Genomic DNA, 17,618 nt, shown 5'->3' on the forward strand with positions numbered 1-17,618 from the left:
TGAAATAATATTTCCTTTTTCTATTTCAATATTTGAAAATCGTATGAATGAACTGATTTCCCTTTTATTGATGACAAAATTTCCTCTACACCTTTCATTTGAACTACCTTTGTTTTTTTGCCAGTTTCTAGCGAATATTGTTCAAAATAATATTTAACTTTCTTTTTTGAATCATACCTTACCACATACAGTGAATCATTTTTGAAATATGTTTGCTCTCCATAGCGATACGGACCTTTTCGTGGATTTTTAATTGTAAATTTCTTTTTTACTATATTCCTAGTAATGTCAACTGTGTAAACATCCCCTAATCCATTTGCGAAGAAAAGCTCATTTCCATAAATATAGATTGAATGATCAAGGCTGTAAGGACTTGTTGCATTCAATTGATTGATGGTTTTATTTTTATAGGAAACAAGTGTGATCTTATCTTGCTTTAATGTTTTCTTATTTATTCGAACTAGTACTTCATTCTCATCCTTCAAATTCTCTTGTTTACTTTCCCCAAGTACCATGTAGTAATAATTTTCATCACTAACAATCTGTGACCTAGGACCGTAGCTGTTATAACCAGATCGCTTTTTAAGCTGAGTTAAATCTTTTATTTTTAGTTTGTTGTCGTCGAAACCAACTTTACGTAAATGACAAGTCTCATTATCTTCTGTTAAAATAATTATGTCATTTTTATCTACACCCGATGTATAAATATAATGGGGGATATTTCCTTTTTTAAATCCTTTGTCATTTCCATATAAAACATTTGAGGCATAACCATTTTTTACAAAACCTGAATTAAAAATAGTAAAATAAAGATTTGAACTTCTTAAATATCCTGTTATTTCCCCTGTATGTTGATACTTCATTTTAACTTCTTTATATTTATTACCGATTAAACGTAGTGTTTCCTTATCCTCTAATAAAAGGCCAGATTCTCCTAACCCAACACTACCAAGTTCTAACCCTTTCATTTTATACCCTCTAGCTACACCGTCATCATCAACAAAAATCGCGATACTAATCCCTCTATCATCCATATCTTGGTCCGCAGTAGTGGAATAATATAAGACGGCTTGTTTATCATCTAAAAAGTTACTCTTACGAATGGTCTCCTCTTTTACAATAAATGGAGAAACTCTAATCTTATTAACAACAAAATAACAACTGTAAATAAGAAGGAAACAAGTTAGAAATAGTATGATATATTTATACTTTCTTTTCATTTTTTCTCCTAGGCTATAATAAAAGGCAATAAGTCAAACTGTTCAACTTATCGCCTTATTAAATTTATATTTTACGGACTAGAGTTGTATCTTTTGCATCACGAACATCCCTCGGATATACACCTGATCCTTTGTCTTTATCTAAATCTAAGTCCGCTTTTAACTTATATGCAGACCATACTAACTTTGCACAATTTTTATCACCAGTATGACTTGTATTACGATTATTTGCGAAATTGTAAGAGTAGTCATCTTTACCTACTCGACTGTTTGCCCAATCGGCAGCTGCATTTCGTTTAGCAGTTGTAGTGTTAACGGATTTGACTTGTGCATCACCTTTGTCTACTAGTCTTTTTAAGTAATCTAATTTTCGAACTCCCACTTTTGGAACAGATTCGACTACTTTTTCAGCACTATAATACATTCCTACATGTCCATGATTTAAATAAGCAGTTTGTGATGCCGTATAGTAAATCTGGCCTTTTACTCCTTTTCCAACAGAATCAGTACCACCACCGCCCCCTCTAGCTTGCAATTTTTTTTCTGACAATCCCTGAGCTTCGTCTTGTTTAAGTTCACTAAAAAGTTGTTTTAATATAGCTTCTTGCGTATCACCAGTGTTTTTAGAAATGGATTCTACATCCTTTAACAATTCTTTTTCTGAAACATTCGGTTGTAATACTAAAATTTCTTTTACATAAGGTAAATCGTTTGTACTAGCATAGCTAATAGGGGTTGCAGTTAAGACTAAACTTGCAGATAAGACACTTACTCCGATTAATTTTTTCATTTAAACATCTCCTTTTACAAATATTTTCTGTATTTGAAATAGAGAGTGATAAGTGTTGTTTATTATTTTTACTGTCGAATCATTCATCACAATTCTATACAAGGATATTATATAAGGAAAATTTTACTAATATTTACTAAATTTTAGTCTATTTTGTGACACTTTTTAAGTACTTGAAATGTGGATAGACATACTTCAATCCGTAATAGTACAGGGTAAAGAGAAAGAGAAAGCTAGAAATTTTTAAAGAAAAAAAATTCCTAGCTACCTTCTCACCTTTATCAAACAGCTTAATAAACATAAAGAAAACTCGGCAATTGGAGAGCCTTTAGGCGAAGTCAGAGGCGTAGTTGCAATAATATTTTTACTAAAATTGCCTACTACGACGAGCCTGCTTCATTGCTGCCAATTTATACTTACTTAATATGAAAAAAATCTACAACCTAAGTCGTAGATTTTAAGATTTTTTATTTGTTTCATTTAGTTTGTATTCTAAGAATTCTTGAGATTTTCCTTTTGGAATACTCAAACTCTTAAATTCGTCATTTTTTATTAACTTAGCAATATAAACGATTTGACCAATATGACTTCCGTAATGACTAATTTGTCTATGTATTGCTTGTAAAACAGTATGATCTTCACCACGAATTTTAATCGTTTTTAATATATCTTCTTCTTGTAGACTCTCTAGCGTGTTAAAAACAACATTCCATCCTTTATTCCAATCAGCTAATAACTCATCCTTTGATTGGTAAATCCCCTCAAACTCAACATCACGATTTCGCCATGGTTTTTCACCATCCGTCGTGAGAAAATCTGTCCATCTAGAAATCATATTACCACTTAAATGCTTTACAATTATGGAAATACTATTCGATTCACTTGATGGTTGTATGTGCAACTCCTCATTATTTAGCTGATCCATAGAACGATCACCAAGCTTTTTTATCCCTTTGAATTCCTTTAAACTATTCGAAAGAAATTGTTTTGCGATTGACATACTTGACCCTCCAATTTTAAAGTTTCTTTCAATCAATTGTATGAATAGTTTAAAAACTTATTAATTATTTATCAAATAATTTGTTTGGGTATAGGGTGTGAAAGAACAGTATTTTAGTTAGATTTTCAGGTGAAGATTTTTCATTTTGTATGATTTTTAATGTGAATCCTAATCATTTTAGGTGGTTTAAAGTTTAGAAGATTTTTTAGGAGAATTTACTATTGTGGAGCAGTCAAGTTGATGTGATATTTATGGTTTATTTGCGATTTTACTATTTTTAATTGTGATTACTTAATTTTAATTGTCATTTTTGATTTTTAATTGCTGTTCTCTATTTTTAATTGCGATGGCCTATTTTTATTTGCGATTTCCAATTTTTAATTGCGATGGCTCATTTTATTTGCCATTACCAGTTTTTATTTGCGATGACTCATTTCTATATCCGATTTCCAATTTTTACTCTTAATCCTCATTTTTTTCATGTGACAACACATAGTTTTTTTAGGATTTACTTATTTCCCCTCTCTCTTTTTTAAAATCAAATTAATTCTAAGACTTATTTGCACTTTTGAATTTTTTAATTGCAGTTCTCTTTTTTTTTATGCATTTTTGCCTTTTTTAATTGTAGTTCACTTTTTTTATTTGCACTTTTGCCTTTTTTAATTGTAGTTTCGACGTTTTTATTTGCACTTTCGGTCGATTTATTTGCAGTCCACTTTTTATTTGCACTACTACTTTATTTATTTGAACTTATGTCATTTCTAATTGCAGTTTTCTCTTTTTTATTTGCACTTTCGGTCGATTTATTTGCAGTCCACTTTTTCCGCAGCACAAGTTTGTATCTTCACTCCACAAAAAAAAGATGACTCCAAAAAGTCATCTTTCCTATTCTAAGTATTAAACTTCAACAGTCATCCAGCTAGCATCTTGTGGATTTTTTCTCCATGCAGTTAGTTTTGCTACATGTTCTGCTTCGATTGAGCCTTGTTCTTTTGCTACTTCAACTAGTGTGTCATAGTCAGTTAGAGAATAGTAAGTTACGTCGTTTGCATCAAATTTCTCTACTGCTGCTGGAAGATTGTATGTGAAGATTGAGACTACTCCTAGTACTTCGCAGCCCGCTTCGCGTAAAGCTTCAACGCATGTAATTACGCTGCCGCCAGTTGAGATTAAATCTTCTACTACTACTACTTTTTGTCCAGTTTTAATTGGACCTTCGATTTGGTTTCCTTTGCCGTGGCCTTTTGCAGAGCTACGTACATAAACCATTGGTAATTCCATTAAATCACTTGTCCATGCTGCGTGTGGAATTCCAGCAGTTGCAGTTCCAGCGATTACATCTACGTTACCAAATTTAGTTTGGATTAGTTCTACTAAGCCTTTTGCAATGTTTTTACGAATTTCTGGATAGCCAAGAGTTAGGCGATTATCACAATAGATTGGAGATTTGATTCCTGATGCCCAAGTAAATGGAGTTTCAGGTTGAAGGCTTACTGCCCCAATGCTTAATAAGTTTGCTGCGATATTCTTTTTCATATTGTTACGCCCTCCCATTGTGCAATTACTTCTTCATATGCTTCTACTGGATTTTCGCTTTTTGTAATACTGCGTCCTACTACAATATAGCTACTTCCAAATTGTCTAGCTTTCGCTGGAGTTGTTACACGTACTTGATCATCTACACTATTATCTGCTAAGCGAATACCAGGTGTTACAGTAAGGAAGTTCTCACCTTCAACTGCTGCTTGAACTAACTCTACATCAAGTGGAGAGCAAACTACACCGTTAAGACCGCTTTCTTCTGTTATAGCAGCATATAGTTTAATCGAATCCTGTAAAGAAGATATTCCTTGTTCATGGATTACTTGTTCTTCTGAAGTGCTTGTAAGTTGAGTTACTGCAATTAGTAAAGGTCTTTTTTTACCAGCAGGAGTGCCTTCTTCTAGCCCTTCTAATGCTGCCTTCATCATTTTCGTTCCACCAGCTGCATGAACATTAACCATGTCTACTTCTAGAGATGCGATATTTTTCATTGCATGTTTTACTGTATTTGGAATATCATGAAGTTTCAAATCTAGGAAGATTTGATGTCCTAATTCTTTTAATTCCTTTATGATCGCTGGACCCTCTTTGTAAAATAGTTCCATCCCTACCTTTACATATAGAGACTTTTGAAATTTTTTTACAAAATTCATTACTTCATCTTTTGATGAAAAATCAAGCGCGATGACCACTTGTGATGACATGTTGTTTCCAGCTCCTTCCAATACATTCTTCAATTGACTGATAACCATATTTGTGTAGCACTTCAGGCAGTTCATCGATGATTGTTGGACAAACAAATGGATCAACGAAGTTTGCCGTACCTACACCGATTGCACTTGCTCCTGCTAGGAAAAACTCTAGTGCATCTTCTGCATTCATAACCCCACCCATTCCGATGATTGGAATATTTACTACTTGGCTCACATCATGAATCATACGAATGGCTACTGGTTTTATTGCAGGACCTGATAATCCACCAGTTTTATTAGCTAGAATTGGTTTACCAGTTCTTAAATCTAGTCTCATCCCTAGTAATGTATTGATCATTGTTAAACCATCTGCTCCTGCATTTTCAATTGCTTTTGCGATTTCAACAATATTCGTTACATTCGGCGATAATTTTACGTATAGCGGAACTTCGCTTACTTCTTTAACTTTCTTAGTTACTTCAGCCGCTGTTTGTGCATCCGTTCCAAATGCAATCCCACCACATTTTACGTTTGGACAAGAAATGTTTAATTCTAGTGCTTTTACATTACTTACTTTTGAAATTTCTTTTGCGACTGTTACATAGTCTTCAATAGTTGATCCAGCAATATTTGCAACGATTGGTACATCATAATTTGATAACCATTTTAATTCACCGTTAATTACTTTTTCTAAACCAGGATTTTGAAGTCCAATCGCATTTAACATCCCCGCTTGAGTTTCAGCTACACGAGGTGTTTCATTTCCGTATCGTGTTTCAACTGTTGTTGCTTTTATCATAATAGCTCCAAGAATACTTAGATCGTAAAGATTTGCAAACTCTCTACCAAATCCGAAGCAACCAGAAGCTGGCATAATAGGATTTTTTAAATCTAAGCCAGGAAGTTTTGTTTGTAATGAAATCATAGTACTACCTCCTCAGCTTGGAATACTGGTCCATCGCTACAAATTTTACGATATGACCCGTCTTCAGTATGGCATACACATGCGAAACAAGCTCCGATTCCACAGCCCATTCGTTCTTCAAGTGAAATATAGCCATCCTTCATACCTTTATATTGCTGTTGTAAAGCTTTTAACATTACAGTTGGACCACATGCAAAGTATTGATCAAATTGAAGCTCTTTTTCACGAATTACATCTGTTACGAATCCTTTCGTACCTAGAGTTCCATCTACTGTTGCCATAAAGGTTGGTCCTAATTCCGAAAATTCTTTTTCATAAAAAGCTACGTTACTTGATGCAAATCCTAATACATGAATTACATTTACACCGCGAGCTTTAAATTGCTTCGAAAGTTCATACATCGGAGGTACTCCAATTCCACCACCAACTAGTAGTGCTGTATCTCCTTCTGAAAGAGTTTCAACATCATAACCTTGACCTAGAGGACCTAATACATCAACTTGTTGTCCAACGCCTGCTTCTTTTAAAAGCTTCGTTCCTTCACCTTCTGCGCGGAATATCATCGTGAACTCACTTTTCTCTTTGTCGATCGAACATATACTGATTGGTCTTCTTAATAGTGGCGTTAGTCCACCAGTCACTTTTATATGGACGAACTGCCCAGGAGAGTGCATCTCCTGAACTAGTTCACCTTTTAATGTCATTTCGACAATTTGATGGGCAATTTCTCTATTTGAGACAATTGTCATGAGTTCTTTTTTTATCATACTAATACGCCAGCCTTCATTTCTTTGTTTGGTAGTGCAGAAGTTGAGAATGTTAAGCTTTCAATTACTGATAATATTGCAGTTGCTGTGTCTAGTGAAGTTAAGCAAACTACTCCGTTTTCAACTGATTCACGACGAATTCTGAATCCATCACGAGCTGGTTTTTTACCTTTTGTTAACGTATTGATAACAAACTGTGCATCTCCACGCTTGATCATATCTAGCATATTGTCTTCATGCTCGTTAATTTTGTTTACCGCTTTTACAGGTACACCGTGGTTTTCTAAATGATTTTTAGTTCCTTCTGTACCGAATACTGTAAATCCAATTTCATGGAAGCGTTTTGCGATATTTACTACTTCTTCTTTATCTTTATCAGCTACTGTAATGATTACTGAACCGTGTGTTGGGATTTGCATTCCCGCAGCAATTAGTGCTTTGTATAATGCTTTTTGAAGACTTACATCTTTACCCATTACTTCTCCAGTTGATTTCATTTCAGGGCCTAATGTTATATCTACTGAGCGTAGTTTAGCGAATGAGAACACTGGTGCTTTTACATATACTTCATTTTCTTCTGGATGGTAGCCTGTTGCATATCCGAATGAAGCTAATGTTTGACCTAAGATAACTTTTGTTGCGATATTCGCCATTGGTACATTTGTAATTTTACTTAAGAATGGTACTGTACGGCTTGATCTTGGGTTTACTTCTAGTACGAATACTTCATCTTTATCTGTTACAACAAACTGGATGTTAAGTAATCCTTTGATATTTAAGCCTTTTGCAAGTTTAATTGTATAGTCGATTAATTTTTCCTTCGCAGCTGCTGATACATTTTGTGTAGGGTATACTGCGATTGAATCTCCTGAGTGAACTCCAGCACGTTCGATATGTTCCATAATACCAGGGATGTATACATCGATTCCGTCAGAGATTGCATCTACTTCAATTTCTTTACCAGTTAAGTAGCGGTCGACTAATACTGGATGTTCTGGATTGATTTTAACTGCATTTTGCATGTAGTGAAGAATTTCTTCACGGTGGTATACAATCTCCATTGCACGTCCACCAAGTACATATGATGGTCTTACTAATACCGGATAACCAATTTCATCAGCGATATCAGCTGCTTGTTCAGGTGTCATTGCTGTTTTACCTAGAGGTTGTGGTACTCCTAGTTGTTGAAGTGCTTCTTCAAACTTGTCACGGTCTTCAGCACGATCTAAATCTTCAAGTGAAGTTCCAAGAATTTTCACACCACGATCTACTAATTTGCCTGCTAAGTTAATAGCTGTTTGACCACCGAATTGAACAACTACTCCTATCGGTTTTTCTAAATCGATAATGTGCATTACATCTTCAATTGTTAATGGCTCGAAATACAGTTTGTCTGAGATACTGAAGTCAGTTGAAACTGTTTCTGGGTTGTTGTTTATAATGATTGCTTCGTATCCAGCCTCTTTAATTGCTCTTACACAGTGTACTGTTGCATAGTCAAACTCGATCCCTTGACCGATTCGAATTGGACCAGATCCAAGAACTACTACGCTCTTCTTATCCGTTACAATTGATTCATTTTCGATTTCATATGTTCCATAGAAGTATGGTGTTGAAGATTCAAATTCAGCTGCACATGTATCAACCATTTTATATACTGGAATGATTTGATTTTGTTTTCTAAATTCGTATATTTCTCTATTTGTTGCATTCCATTGTGATGCCATGTAATCATCACTGAAGCCCATTTTCTTAGCTTTTAACAGTACATCTAGTTCAAAATGGTTTTCTTTAATTTGTTTTTCCATTTTAATGATATTTTCAATTTTGTGTAGGAAGAAGAAATCAATTTTAGTAATATCGTGTATTTCTTCTAATGTCATACCTGTTCTCATTGCTTCAGCGACAATGTATAGTCTTTCATCGTCAGCTTTTGCCATTCGAGTAATCATTTCGTCTTTAGAAAGTTCTTTTACTGCGTTAAGCTCGATGTGACTAATTCCTAATTCTAGAGAGCGCACTGCTTTTAATAATGACTCTTCAAGAGTTCTACCGATTGCCATTACTTCTCCAGTTGCTTTCATTTGAGTTCCTAACTGACGGTTTGCTGTTTCAAATTTATCAAATGGCCAGCGTGGAATTTTTGATACGATATAGTCTAATGCTGGCTCGAAGCAAGCATAAGTTTTCTTTGTAACTGGGTTAATCATTTCATCCAATGTTAAGCCTACTGCGATTTTTGCCGCTAATTTTGCAATCGGATAGCCTGTTGCTTTTGAAGCAAGCGCACTTGAACGTGATACACGTGGATTTACTTCGATTACATAGTATTGGAAGCTATCTGGATCTAGTGCAAGCTGTACGTTACATCCACCTTCAATTCCTAAAGCACGGATGATTTTTAATGATACATTTCGTAGCATTTGATATTCGCGATCGCTTAACGTTTGAGAAGGAGCGATTACGATTGAATCTCCTGTATGAACACCAACTGGATCGATGTTTTCCATGTTACATACTACAATCGCATGGTCATTTGCATCACGCATTACTTCATACTCGATTTCTTTAAAACCAGCAATACTTTTCTCTAATAGACATTGTGTTACTGGGCTATTTTTTAATCCGCTTGCTACGATTTCTTTTAAATCTTCTTCATTATTACAAATTCCTCCGCCTGTTCCTCCAAGAGTAAAGGCAGGTCTTACGATAACTGGGTAGCCAATTTCTTCTACGAAGTCATATGCTTCTTCTAAAGTATGAATGATTTCACTTTCTGGTACTGGCTCGCTTAAGTCGTTCATTAATGTTCTGAATAGGTCGCGATCTTCTGCACGGTTAATCGCTTCTAAAGTTGTTCCTAAAATTTTTACTCCACACTCTTTTAATACGCCAGATTTATCTAATTCTACCGCTAGATTTAGCCCTGTTTGACCTCCTAATGTTGGTAAAAGAGCATCTGGACGTTCTTTACGAATGATTCGACTAACGAAATCTACTGTTAGTGGTTCGATGTATACTTTATCTGCTGTTTGTACATCCGTCATAATTGTTGCAGGGTTTGAGTTTACAAGAATTACTTTGTATCCTTCTTCTTTCAATGCCTGACAAGCCTGTGTTCCAGCATAGTCAAATTCTGCTGCTTGACCGATTACGATTGGTCCTGATCCGATTACTAAGATTGTTTTAATGTCTACGCGTTTTGGCATTGTAAGTTCCCCTCTCGTTTCTGTGCTTCCATCATGCTCATAAATTCATCAAATAAATAGTTTGCATCTTCTGGTCCAGGTGAAGCTTCTGGGTGATATTGTACTGTGAATGCTGGGTATGTCTTATGTTTAAGCCCTTCTACAGTTCCATCATTTAGTGCAACATGCGTTACTTCTAAATCAGTTCCTTCAATTGAATCCATTTCTACAGCATAACCGTGGTTTTGTGAAGTGATTGCTACTTTTCCTGTTTCTAAGTGTTTAACCGGATGGTTCGCACCACGGTGACCGAATTTAAGCTTTGAAGTATCGCCTCCATTTGCTAGAGCAAATAATTGGTGACCTAAGCAAATTCCGAATAACGGTACTTTGCCTACTACTTCTTTAATCATTTCGATTGCTACTTGAACATCCTTTGGATCTCCAGGTCCATTACTTAACATAATTCCATCTGGAGCAAGTAAGAAAATTTCTTTTGCTGAAATATTATATGGTACGACTGTTACGTCACATTTACGGTTTGTTAATTCTCTTAAAATACCGTGCTTCATACCGAAATCTACTAATACTACTCGGTGTCCTCTACCTGGACTTCTATAAGGTTTTTGTGTTGAAACTCGTTCAACATGATTTGTGAATAATGGTGTATTTGTTAATTCTGCTACTACTTCATCAACATTTGCTTCCATGCTGCAGAATTTACCTTTCATCGTTCCAACTTCACGAAGCTTTTTCGTTAACATACGTGTATCGATTCCTGCTAAACCTGGAATTCCTTTATCTTTGCAATATTGATCCAAGCTCATTTTGTTTCGGAAATTTGATGGATGCTCAGCATATTCTTTTACAATTAAGCCATGTACTGCTGGTACGATGCTTTCAAAATCCTCTAAGTTGATACCATAGTTCCCTACTAAAGGGAAAGTGAATGTTACGATTTGTCCACAGTAAGATGGGTCAGTTAATACCTCTTGATATCCTGTCATACCTGTTGTAAATACGATTTCTCCTGTTGTTTCAACTTCGCTACCAAATCCTTCTCCTACAAAAACTGTTCCGTCTTCTAATATTAATTGACGCATCATACTGTTAGTTCCTCTCTTTCATATACTAATTTGCCATTTACCATTGTCATTACTGGCCAACCTTTACAGTTCCAACCATTAAATGGTGTGTTTTTACCTTTTGAAAGGAATGTTGTTGAATCGATTTCCTCTTCTAAATCTAAGTCGATTACAGTTAAGTCTGCTACCGCTCCAACTTCAATTTTCCCTCTGTTTAAGTTAAAAACTTCAGCAGGTTTAGTTGTTAAAAAGTTTATTACTTGTTGTAAAGTCATTTTACCTGTTTGGACAAAATGAGTGTTTAATAATGGAAAAGCAGTTTCTAACCCTACAATTCCAAACGGTGCTAATTGCATTCCCTGAGCTTTTTCCTCTTCTGTATGAGGTGCATGATCTGTTGCAATCATGTCGATTGTTCCATCAAGTAATCCTTCGATTAATGCTTCACGATCGACTGCACTTCTTAATGGAGGATTCATTTTGAAATTTGTGTCTAAGCCTGGGATGTCATCTTCACAAAGAATTAAATGGTGTGGAGAAACCTCAGCCGTTACATTAATTCCAGCACGTTTTGCATCTCGTACTACTCTTACTGATTCTTTTGTACTGATGTGGCAAACATGATAGTGACAACCTGTAGCTTCTGCTAATAGTACATCTCGAGCAATTTGAACACTTTCACAAATTGAAGGAATTCCATTTAAACCATTTTCTTTTGAAAACTTACCTTCGTGGACACAACCTTTTTGAATCAGTGTGTTTTCTTCACAGTGTGCAACGATTGATACATTTAGTTCAGCTGCTTTTTGCATTGCTTTGTACATCATTTCAGCAGATTGAACTCCTACACCGTCATCTGTGAATGCAAAAGCTCCATTTTCTTTTAAACCTTCGAAGTCTGTTTGTTCTTCACCAGCTTGACGGATCGTAATTGATGCATATGGTAATACGTTTACGACTGCTGTTTCTTCTATTTTTTTGTTTAATGTGCTAAGGTGCTCGATTGTATCTGGTACTGGTCGAGTATTTGGCATTGCAGCAATTGTTGTAAATCCTCCTCTTGCGGCAGCCTTCGTACCTGTTTCGATTGTCTCTTTATGTTCACCACCCGGCTCACGAAGATGCACATGAACATCTATTAAACCTGGTGAAAGCAATTTGCCGTCTAATTCAATTTGCTTTGCCTCTTCATCAACGATTGTTGCAGCGATTACTGAGATCTTTCCATTAACTACTAATACGTCTCGATTTAGAAGTTCACCATTTTCTTGTAAGATGACACCGTTTTTAAACAAGTACTTCATTTTTCATCTCTCCCCATACTGTTGGTAAGGCTCTTTTTAACACAGCCATTCTTACATATACTCCATTTTCCATTTGTTTAAAGATTCTTGATCGCTCGCATTCTACTAATTCACTTGCAATTTCAACATCTCGATTAAATGGTGCTGGATGCATGATAATGCTTGTAGGTTTCATTTTTGCTTCTCTTTCAACCGTTAGGCCATGCTTTTGTAGATAATTTTCCATTATGTGATTTGTCTCAGCGTCATGTCTTTCATGCTGTACTCTAAGTAGCATCATGACATCAACTTCTTCGACTAATTCATCTAAATTTTTATATGTTCCATAAGTATTTTTATCGTCTTTCCATTCATCAGGACTTGCGAAGTATACTTCTGCACCTAATCTAGTTAGTGCTTCAGCATTAGAGCGAGCAACTCTTGAGTGTCTTAAATCTCCAACAATTGCTACTTTTAATCCTTCAAAGCTTCCAAATTCTTGTTTGATCGTTAGTAAGTCAAGTAAGCATTGTGTTGGGTGATTTCCACATCCATCGCCGGCATTCAGGATTGGCATTCCTGCATCTTTTATTTCTTGAAAATACTCGTCTTGTGTATGACGGATTACGACTGCTTCAACTCCAATTGCTTGAAGGGTTTTAACTGTATCATATAAAGTTTCACCTTTTTGAATGCTTGAGCTTTCAACAGCTAGGTTTATAACTTCAAGTCCAAGTTTCTTTTGAGCTACCTCAAAGCTAAAGCGAGTTCTCGTACTATTCTCAAAAAATAAATTTGCAACAAATGTCTGACGTTTTAGGCTACTTATTTCTCCATTTGCAAAGCTTTGTGCTTCGTTAAGCAAATCTTGAATTTCTTCGATTGTTAAATCAGACATGGTTAATAAATGATTCATCCGTCATCCCCCTAAATGAATTTCATCTCTTTTATTTTTGGATTCTTATCACTGTAAGAATGCCCCATTTAAATGTCAATTATGATGTTAAGCTCTCATCTTTGCTTTCAATTGTACGATCGCCACCAATGTTTTCTGGTAAGACTAAATTTAGTACAACTCCAATTAAAGCTGATAAAGCCATTCCTTCTAATGCAAATTGTTTACCAATGTGTATTGCTGCTCCACCGATTCCTAGTACTAGAATGACTGAAGCGATTACTAAGTTACGTTGTTTAGCGAAATCGATTTTGTTATCAACTAGTACTCGTAATCCGCTTGAAGCGATGATTCCGAATAGTAAGATTGAGATACCACCCATTACAGGTGTCGGGATTGAACTAATCACCGCTGATATTTTTCCGATGAATCCGAATGACATTGCCAAAATTGCAGCACCTATGAATACGTATACGCTGTAAGCTCTGGTGATTGCTAGAACACCGATGTTTTCACCGTATGTTGTTGTTGTAGGTCCACCAATTAAACCTGCTATCATTGTTGAAACTGCATCTCCGAATAATGACTTATCTAATCCAGGATCTTTTATTAAATCTTTCTCTACGACACTTCCTAGTACAACTTGGTGTCCAATATGTTCTGAGATTGTCACGATTGCTACAGGTACAAAGATGATTAGTAGCTGGAAAGTGACATGTGGTGTGTAATGAACAAATGGGACTGAGAAATCAGGTACTGCAATCCATTTTGCTTCTGCTATTTTTGTGAAGTCTACTACTCCAAAGAAGATTGATGTAATATATCCACCGATAATTCCTACTAAAATTGGTATGACTGATAAGAAACCTCTTGTAAATAATGCTGTTATGATTGTAATTGCTAATGTAATGAGTGCGATTGTGATTGATGTTGTGCTGTATTTATTGTTAGCCCCATTCATTGCCATTCCTACTGCTACTGATGATAAGCTTAATCCGATTACGATGATTACCGGGCCAACAACGATTGGTGGTAATACTCTGAATAACCATTTGACGCCTACTTTGTTAATGATTAGTGCGATTACTGCATATATAATACCTGTGATGAAAACTCCTACGAACGCTGCACCAGGTTCTAAATTTGTTTTCGCATAGATCATCGGAGCAATGAAGGCGAATGATGATCCAAGATAAGATGGTACTTTACCTCTTGTGATTAGTATGAACACGATTGTTCCTATCCCACTTGAAATTAATGCGATTGAAGGATTTATGCCGATTAAGATTGGAGCTAATACTGTCGATCCAAACATTGCGAATAAATGTTGTAAACTTAGGAAAATCCATTGACCTACATTCGGTTTTTCATTTATCTCTAGGACAGGTTTTTGTTTTATCATCTTGATTCCCCCAATTTTCCCAATAAAAAAACTCTTTGTGATTGTACACAAAGAGTCCAAGTGCGTTGCTTAATAAGGCAGCAACTAACTAGACCCTTTGTTAGCCTCTCTGGACCAAATTTAAAAGGGACTTCTATTTTTCAAATATACTTACTTTATCGTGGTCATCTGTTTCCTTTAATGCTACGACTACTTTTTCATTACTCGATGTTGGAATATTCTTTCCAACATAGTCTGCTCTAACAGGAAGTTCACGATGTCCTCGATCTACTAATACTGCTAATTGAATTTGTGCCGGTCTACCTAGGTCCATTACAGCGTCCATTGCGGCACGAACTGTTCTACCTGTGTAAAGCACATCATCAACTAAGATTACTTTTTTGTTTGTTAGGTCAACAGGAACATTTGAACCCTTCACTAATGGTTCTTTGTTTTCTGTCTTAGTCGATAAATCGTCTCGATAAAGAGTAATATCTAAATCACCCATGAGAACTTCTTTACCTTCAATTTGTTTAATTCTTTCTGCAATACGTTGTGCTAGATAAACACCTCTTGTTTTAATTCCAACTAAAACGATGTTTTCAATACCTTTGTTATTTTCTAACATTTCATGTGCAATTCTTGTTAAACCACGTCTGATTGCTAGTTCGTCTAAGATGATTGCTTTTTCAGTCATTTACCTTACCTCCTACTTTTATCGTGTAGAAGCAAAAAACCCTCTTGCCCGATGGACAAGAGGGTAGCGCAAAAGGATACAATTATCCCTTTTCATTTTTCCGCTTCCTTCTCAACCTCACGGGGTTGTGTTAAAGGTTCATTCAACTGTCCTCATTATGACCTATGTTTCAATCATTGTCAACAGTTATCTGCTTAATTGTTCAATAATATTTTCTAGTACTTTTGGAATAGGTGATGAAAACTCTAAATACTCATCTGTTCTTGGATGTTTAAATCCTAAAACAGCTGCATGTAGTGCTTGACCATCTATATCCAATGTTTTACGAGGTCCATACTTAGGATCACCAGCTAACGGGTATCCAATGTATTTCATATGAACACGAATTTGGTGTGTACGTCCTGTTTCAAGCTGACATTCAACTAAAGTAAACTCATCAAATCGATCTAATACTCTAAAATGAGTCACTGCTTCTTTACTATTATCTTCAGTAACCGTCATACTTTGGCGATCACTTTTATCTCGTCCGATTGGCGCATCGATTGTACCTTCCTCATGCGGAATTACACCATGTACAATCGCAATATACTTACGTACAGTGGTTTTTTGACGTAATTGCTCTGCAAGCTTCTCATGAGCTACATCATTTTTTGCAACCATTAATAAACCTGAAGTATCCTTATCGATTCGATGTACGATACCAGGTCTCAATACACCATTTATGCCAGATAAATCTTTACAATGATACATTAAAGCGTTCACTAAAGTACCCGTTTCATGACCTAATGCAGGATGAACTACCATTCCACGTGGTTTATTTACGACAATAACATCCGCATCCTCATAGTAAACCTCCAGTGGAATATTCTCAAGCTTAACTTCTAATGGCTTTGGATCAGGTACTGAAACTGATATTTCATCGCCCTGTTTCACTTTATAATTACGTTTAATTTTTTCACCGTTCACTAATACAAAATCTTCTTTTAACCATGCTTGTACTTGTGACCTTGACCACTCATCGTTTTGAGTTGCAATAAACGTATCGATTCTTTCTAAATGTTGATCCTCTTGAACTGTAAAAGCAAAAACTGTCATTTCTTAACTCCTCTTTTATCTTCCAATAAAGTAATAATAAATAATAAAATAACTCCTACACAAAGCGCTGAATCTGCGATATTAAATACAGGGAAATCATAATTAAAAATATAAACATGAATAAAATCAACTACTTCTTTACGGAAGAATCGATCAATAAAATTACCAATTGCACCACCTAAGACTAACCCTAAAGATAAACCAAGTAAGCGATCTCCTTTAGCGTGCTTTTGGATAAAGTAAATCACTGCTACCACAAAGACTAAAGTAATTAAATAAAAGAAGCCCATTTTTCCTTGGAGCATTCCCCAAGCCGCTCCTTGATTGCGATGTGATGTTATGTAAAAAATATTTTTAATAATTTCAATATTTTCTCCTAAATACATCTTCTTTAATACTGCAAGTTTTGTCAGTTGATCAATTAGAATGACAATTACCGCAATAATATATGCCATATTTATCCCCTACCTTATTAAATATCTCATCAAATTTTAGCATAGGGGAAACGTTTATACAATGAATAGTATTAGTAATGATTTCTTACAAAACTAAAATCCTCTAATGTTCGACCGGTTGGAAGCACTTTTAACTTTTCAATTGGAATAGCTTGCCCAGTTACTTCACAATAACCAAATAATCCATGATCAATTTTTTGCAAGGCAATCTCAATATCATTTAAATCATTTTGCATGTCTTCAACGAGAATGTGATGTTTATTTGTCTCCTCGAAAATTGACTGATGCTGCTCAATATCAGAAGAACTTATTGGTTCAGAAAATAAACGATGTAGCAATTCATTTTTAATTAGTTCGAGCTCTTGTTTAATATAGAAAATTTCATTGCTCCTCATCTTCTTCACTCCCAATTTATTTATTTACAAATACTTTTCCCTCAAACTGGAGTCGATAATAGGTGAAACTTTTTCCTTTAAAGGAAATGGCTAAAGATATTTCCATTCATAATTGTGATGTATTTGTAATTATTGCTCTAAAGGAAAAATTCTTTTTATAAAAAAGAATATAAATCAGAGATTAGATCTCACAAAAAAAAGAAAACCC

Annotated in this window: 16 protein-coding genes; all 16 read right to left on the reverse strand. The window is 35.3% G+C overall.

Features of this window, described 5'->3' with window-relative positions; all coding sequences use genetic code 11:
* Positions 1–20: 20 nt before the first annotated feature.
* The 16 genes from CN946_RS14570 to CN946_RS14645 all read right to left on the reverse strand — a co-directional run bounded on the left by CN946_RS14570 (position 21) and on the right by CN946_RS14645 (position 17,410).
* The gene (locus CN946_RS14570) at positions 21–1,220 is read right to left on the reverse strand and encodes a hypothetical protein (RefSeq protein ID WP_098861835.1); all 1,200 of its coding nucleotides are present in this window, start codon (positions 1,218–1,220) and stop codon (positions 21–23) included.
* A 64-nt stretch (positions 1,221–1,284) separates the two neighbouring features.
* The gene (locus CN946_RS14575) at positions 1,285–2,010 is read right to left on the reverse strand and encodes a YiiX/YebB-like N1pC/P60 family cysteine hydrolase (RefSeq protein ID WP_098861836.1); all 726 of its coding nucleotides are present in this window, start codon (positions 2,008–2,010) and stop codon (positions 1,285–1,287) included.
* Positions 2,011–2,467: 457 nt separating this feature from the next.
* Positions 2,468–3,010 carry a DUF1572 family protein gene (locus CN946_RS14580; protein WP_098861837.1) on the reverse strand — a complete coding sequence of 181 codons (543 nt, stop codon included), beginning with the start codon at positions 3,008–3,010 and terminating at the stop codon, positions 2,468–2,470.
* A gap of 897 nt (positions 3,011–3,907) precedes the next feature.
* Complete coding sequence (gene pyrE / locus CN946_RS14585; protein WP_088013014.1) at positions 3,908–4,546, reverse strand: orotate phosphoribosyltransferase; 639 nt, start codon at positions 4,544–4,546, stop codon at positions 3,908–3,910.
* Positions 4,543–5,256: an orotidine-5'-phosphate decarboxylase gene (gene pyrF / locus CN946_RS14590; protein WP_098861838.1), complete on the reverse strand. Its 714-nt coding sequence runs from the start codon at positions 5,254–5,256 to the stop codon at positions 4,543–4,545. Before pyrF ends, pyrE begins: the two co-directional genes overlap by 4 nt.
* Positions 5,228–6,169 (reverse strand): dihydroorotate dehydrogenase, encoded by a 942-nt coding sequence (locus CN946_RS14595; protein ID WP_098861839.1) that lies wholly within the window; start codon positions 6,167–6,169, stop codon positions 5,228–5,230. Before CN946_RS14595 ends, pyrF begins: the two co-directional genes overlap by 29 nt.
* Positions 6,166–6,936 carry a dihydroorotate dehydrogenase electron transfer subunit gene (locus CN946_RS14600; RefSeq protein WP_098861840.1) on the reverse strand — a complete coding sequence of 257 codons (771 nt, stop codon included), beginning with the start codon at positions 6,934–6,936 and terminating at the stop codon, positions 6,166–6,168. The genes CN946_RS14595 and CN946_RS14600 overlap by 4 nt, the downstream gene beginning before the upstream one ends.
* The gene (gene carB / locus CN946_RS14605; RefSeq protein WP_098861841.1) at positions 6,933–10,145 is read right to left on the reverse strand and encodes a carbamoyl-phosphate synthase large subunit; all 3,213 of its coding nucleotides are present in this window, start codon (positions 10,143–10,145) and stop codon (positions 6,933–6,935) included. Before carB ends, CN946_RS14600 begins: the two co-directional genes overlap by 4 nt.
* Positions 10,130–11,230, reverse strand: a complete 1,101-nt coding sequence (locus CN946_RS14610; protein ID WP_098861842.1) for a carbamoyl phosphate synthase small subunit — start codon at positions 11,228–11,230, stop codon at positions 10,130–10,132. The genes carB and CN946_RS14610 overlap by 16 nt, the downstream gene beginning before the upstream one ends.
* Positions 11,227–12,513, reverse strand: a complete 1,287-nt coding sequence (locus CN946_RS14615; protein ID WP_098861843.1) for a dihydroorotase — start codon at positions 12,511–12,513, stop codon at positions 11,227–11,229. The genes CN946_RS14610 and CN946_RS14615 overlap by 4 nt, the downstream gene beginning before the upstream one ends.
* Positions 12,497–13,408, reverse strand: a complete 912-nt coding sequence (locus CN946_RS14620; RefSeq protein WP_098861844.1) for an aspartate carbamoyltransferase catalytic subunit — start codon at positions 13,406–13,408, stop codon at positions 12,497–12,499. The genes CN946_RS14615 and CN946_RS14620 overlap by 17 nt, the downstream gene beginning before the upstream one ends.
* Positions 13,409–13,487: 79 nt before the next feature.
* On the reverse strand, positions 13,488–14,786 hold the full coding sequence (locus CN946_RS14625) for a solute carrier family 23 protein (RefSeq protein WP_141546931.1): 1,299 nt from the start codon (positions 14,784–14,786) through the stop codon (positions 13,488–13,490).
* Between the two features lie 136 nt (positions 14,787–14,922).
* On the reverse strand, positions 14,923–15,465 hold the full coding sequence (gene pyrR / locus CN946_RS14630; protein ID WP_098861846.1) for a bifunctional pyr operon transcriptional regulator/uracil phosphoribosyltransferase PyrR: 543 nt from the start codon (positions 15,463–15,465) through the stop codon (positions 14,923–14,925).
* A 186-nt stretch (positions 15,466–15,651) separates the two neighbouring features.
* Positions 15,652–16,560, reverse strand: a complete 909-nt coding sequence (locus CN946_RS14635; protein ID WP_098861847.1) for an RluA family pseudouridine synthase — start codon at positions 16,558–16,560, stop codon at positions 15,652–15,654.
* Positions 16,557–17,015 carry a signal peptidase II gene (gene lspA, locus CN946_RS14640; RefSeq protein ID WP_098861848.1) on the reverse strand — a complete coding sequence of 153 codons (459 nt, stop codon included), beginning with the start codon at positions 17,013–17,015 and terminating at the stop codon, positions 16,557–16,559. Before lspA ends, CN946_RS14635 begins: the two co-directional genes overlap by 4 nt.
* Before the next feature lie 71 nt (positions 17,016–17,086).
* Positions 17,087–17,410 (reverse strand): TraR/DksA family transcriptional regulator, encoded by a 324-nt coding sequence (locus CN946_RS14645; protein ID WP_098861849.1) that lies wholly within the window; start codon positions 17,408–17,410, stop codon positions 17,087–17,089.
* Positions 17,411–17,618 lie beyond the last annotated feature (208 nt).

The organism is Bacillus sp. AFS053548 (assembly GCF_002575105.1).
Lineage (GTDB): Bacteria > Bacillota > Bacilli > Bacillales > Bacillaceae_G > Gottfriedia.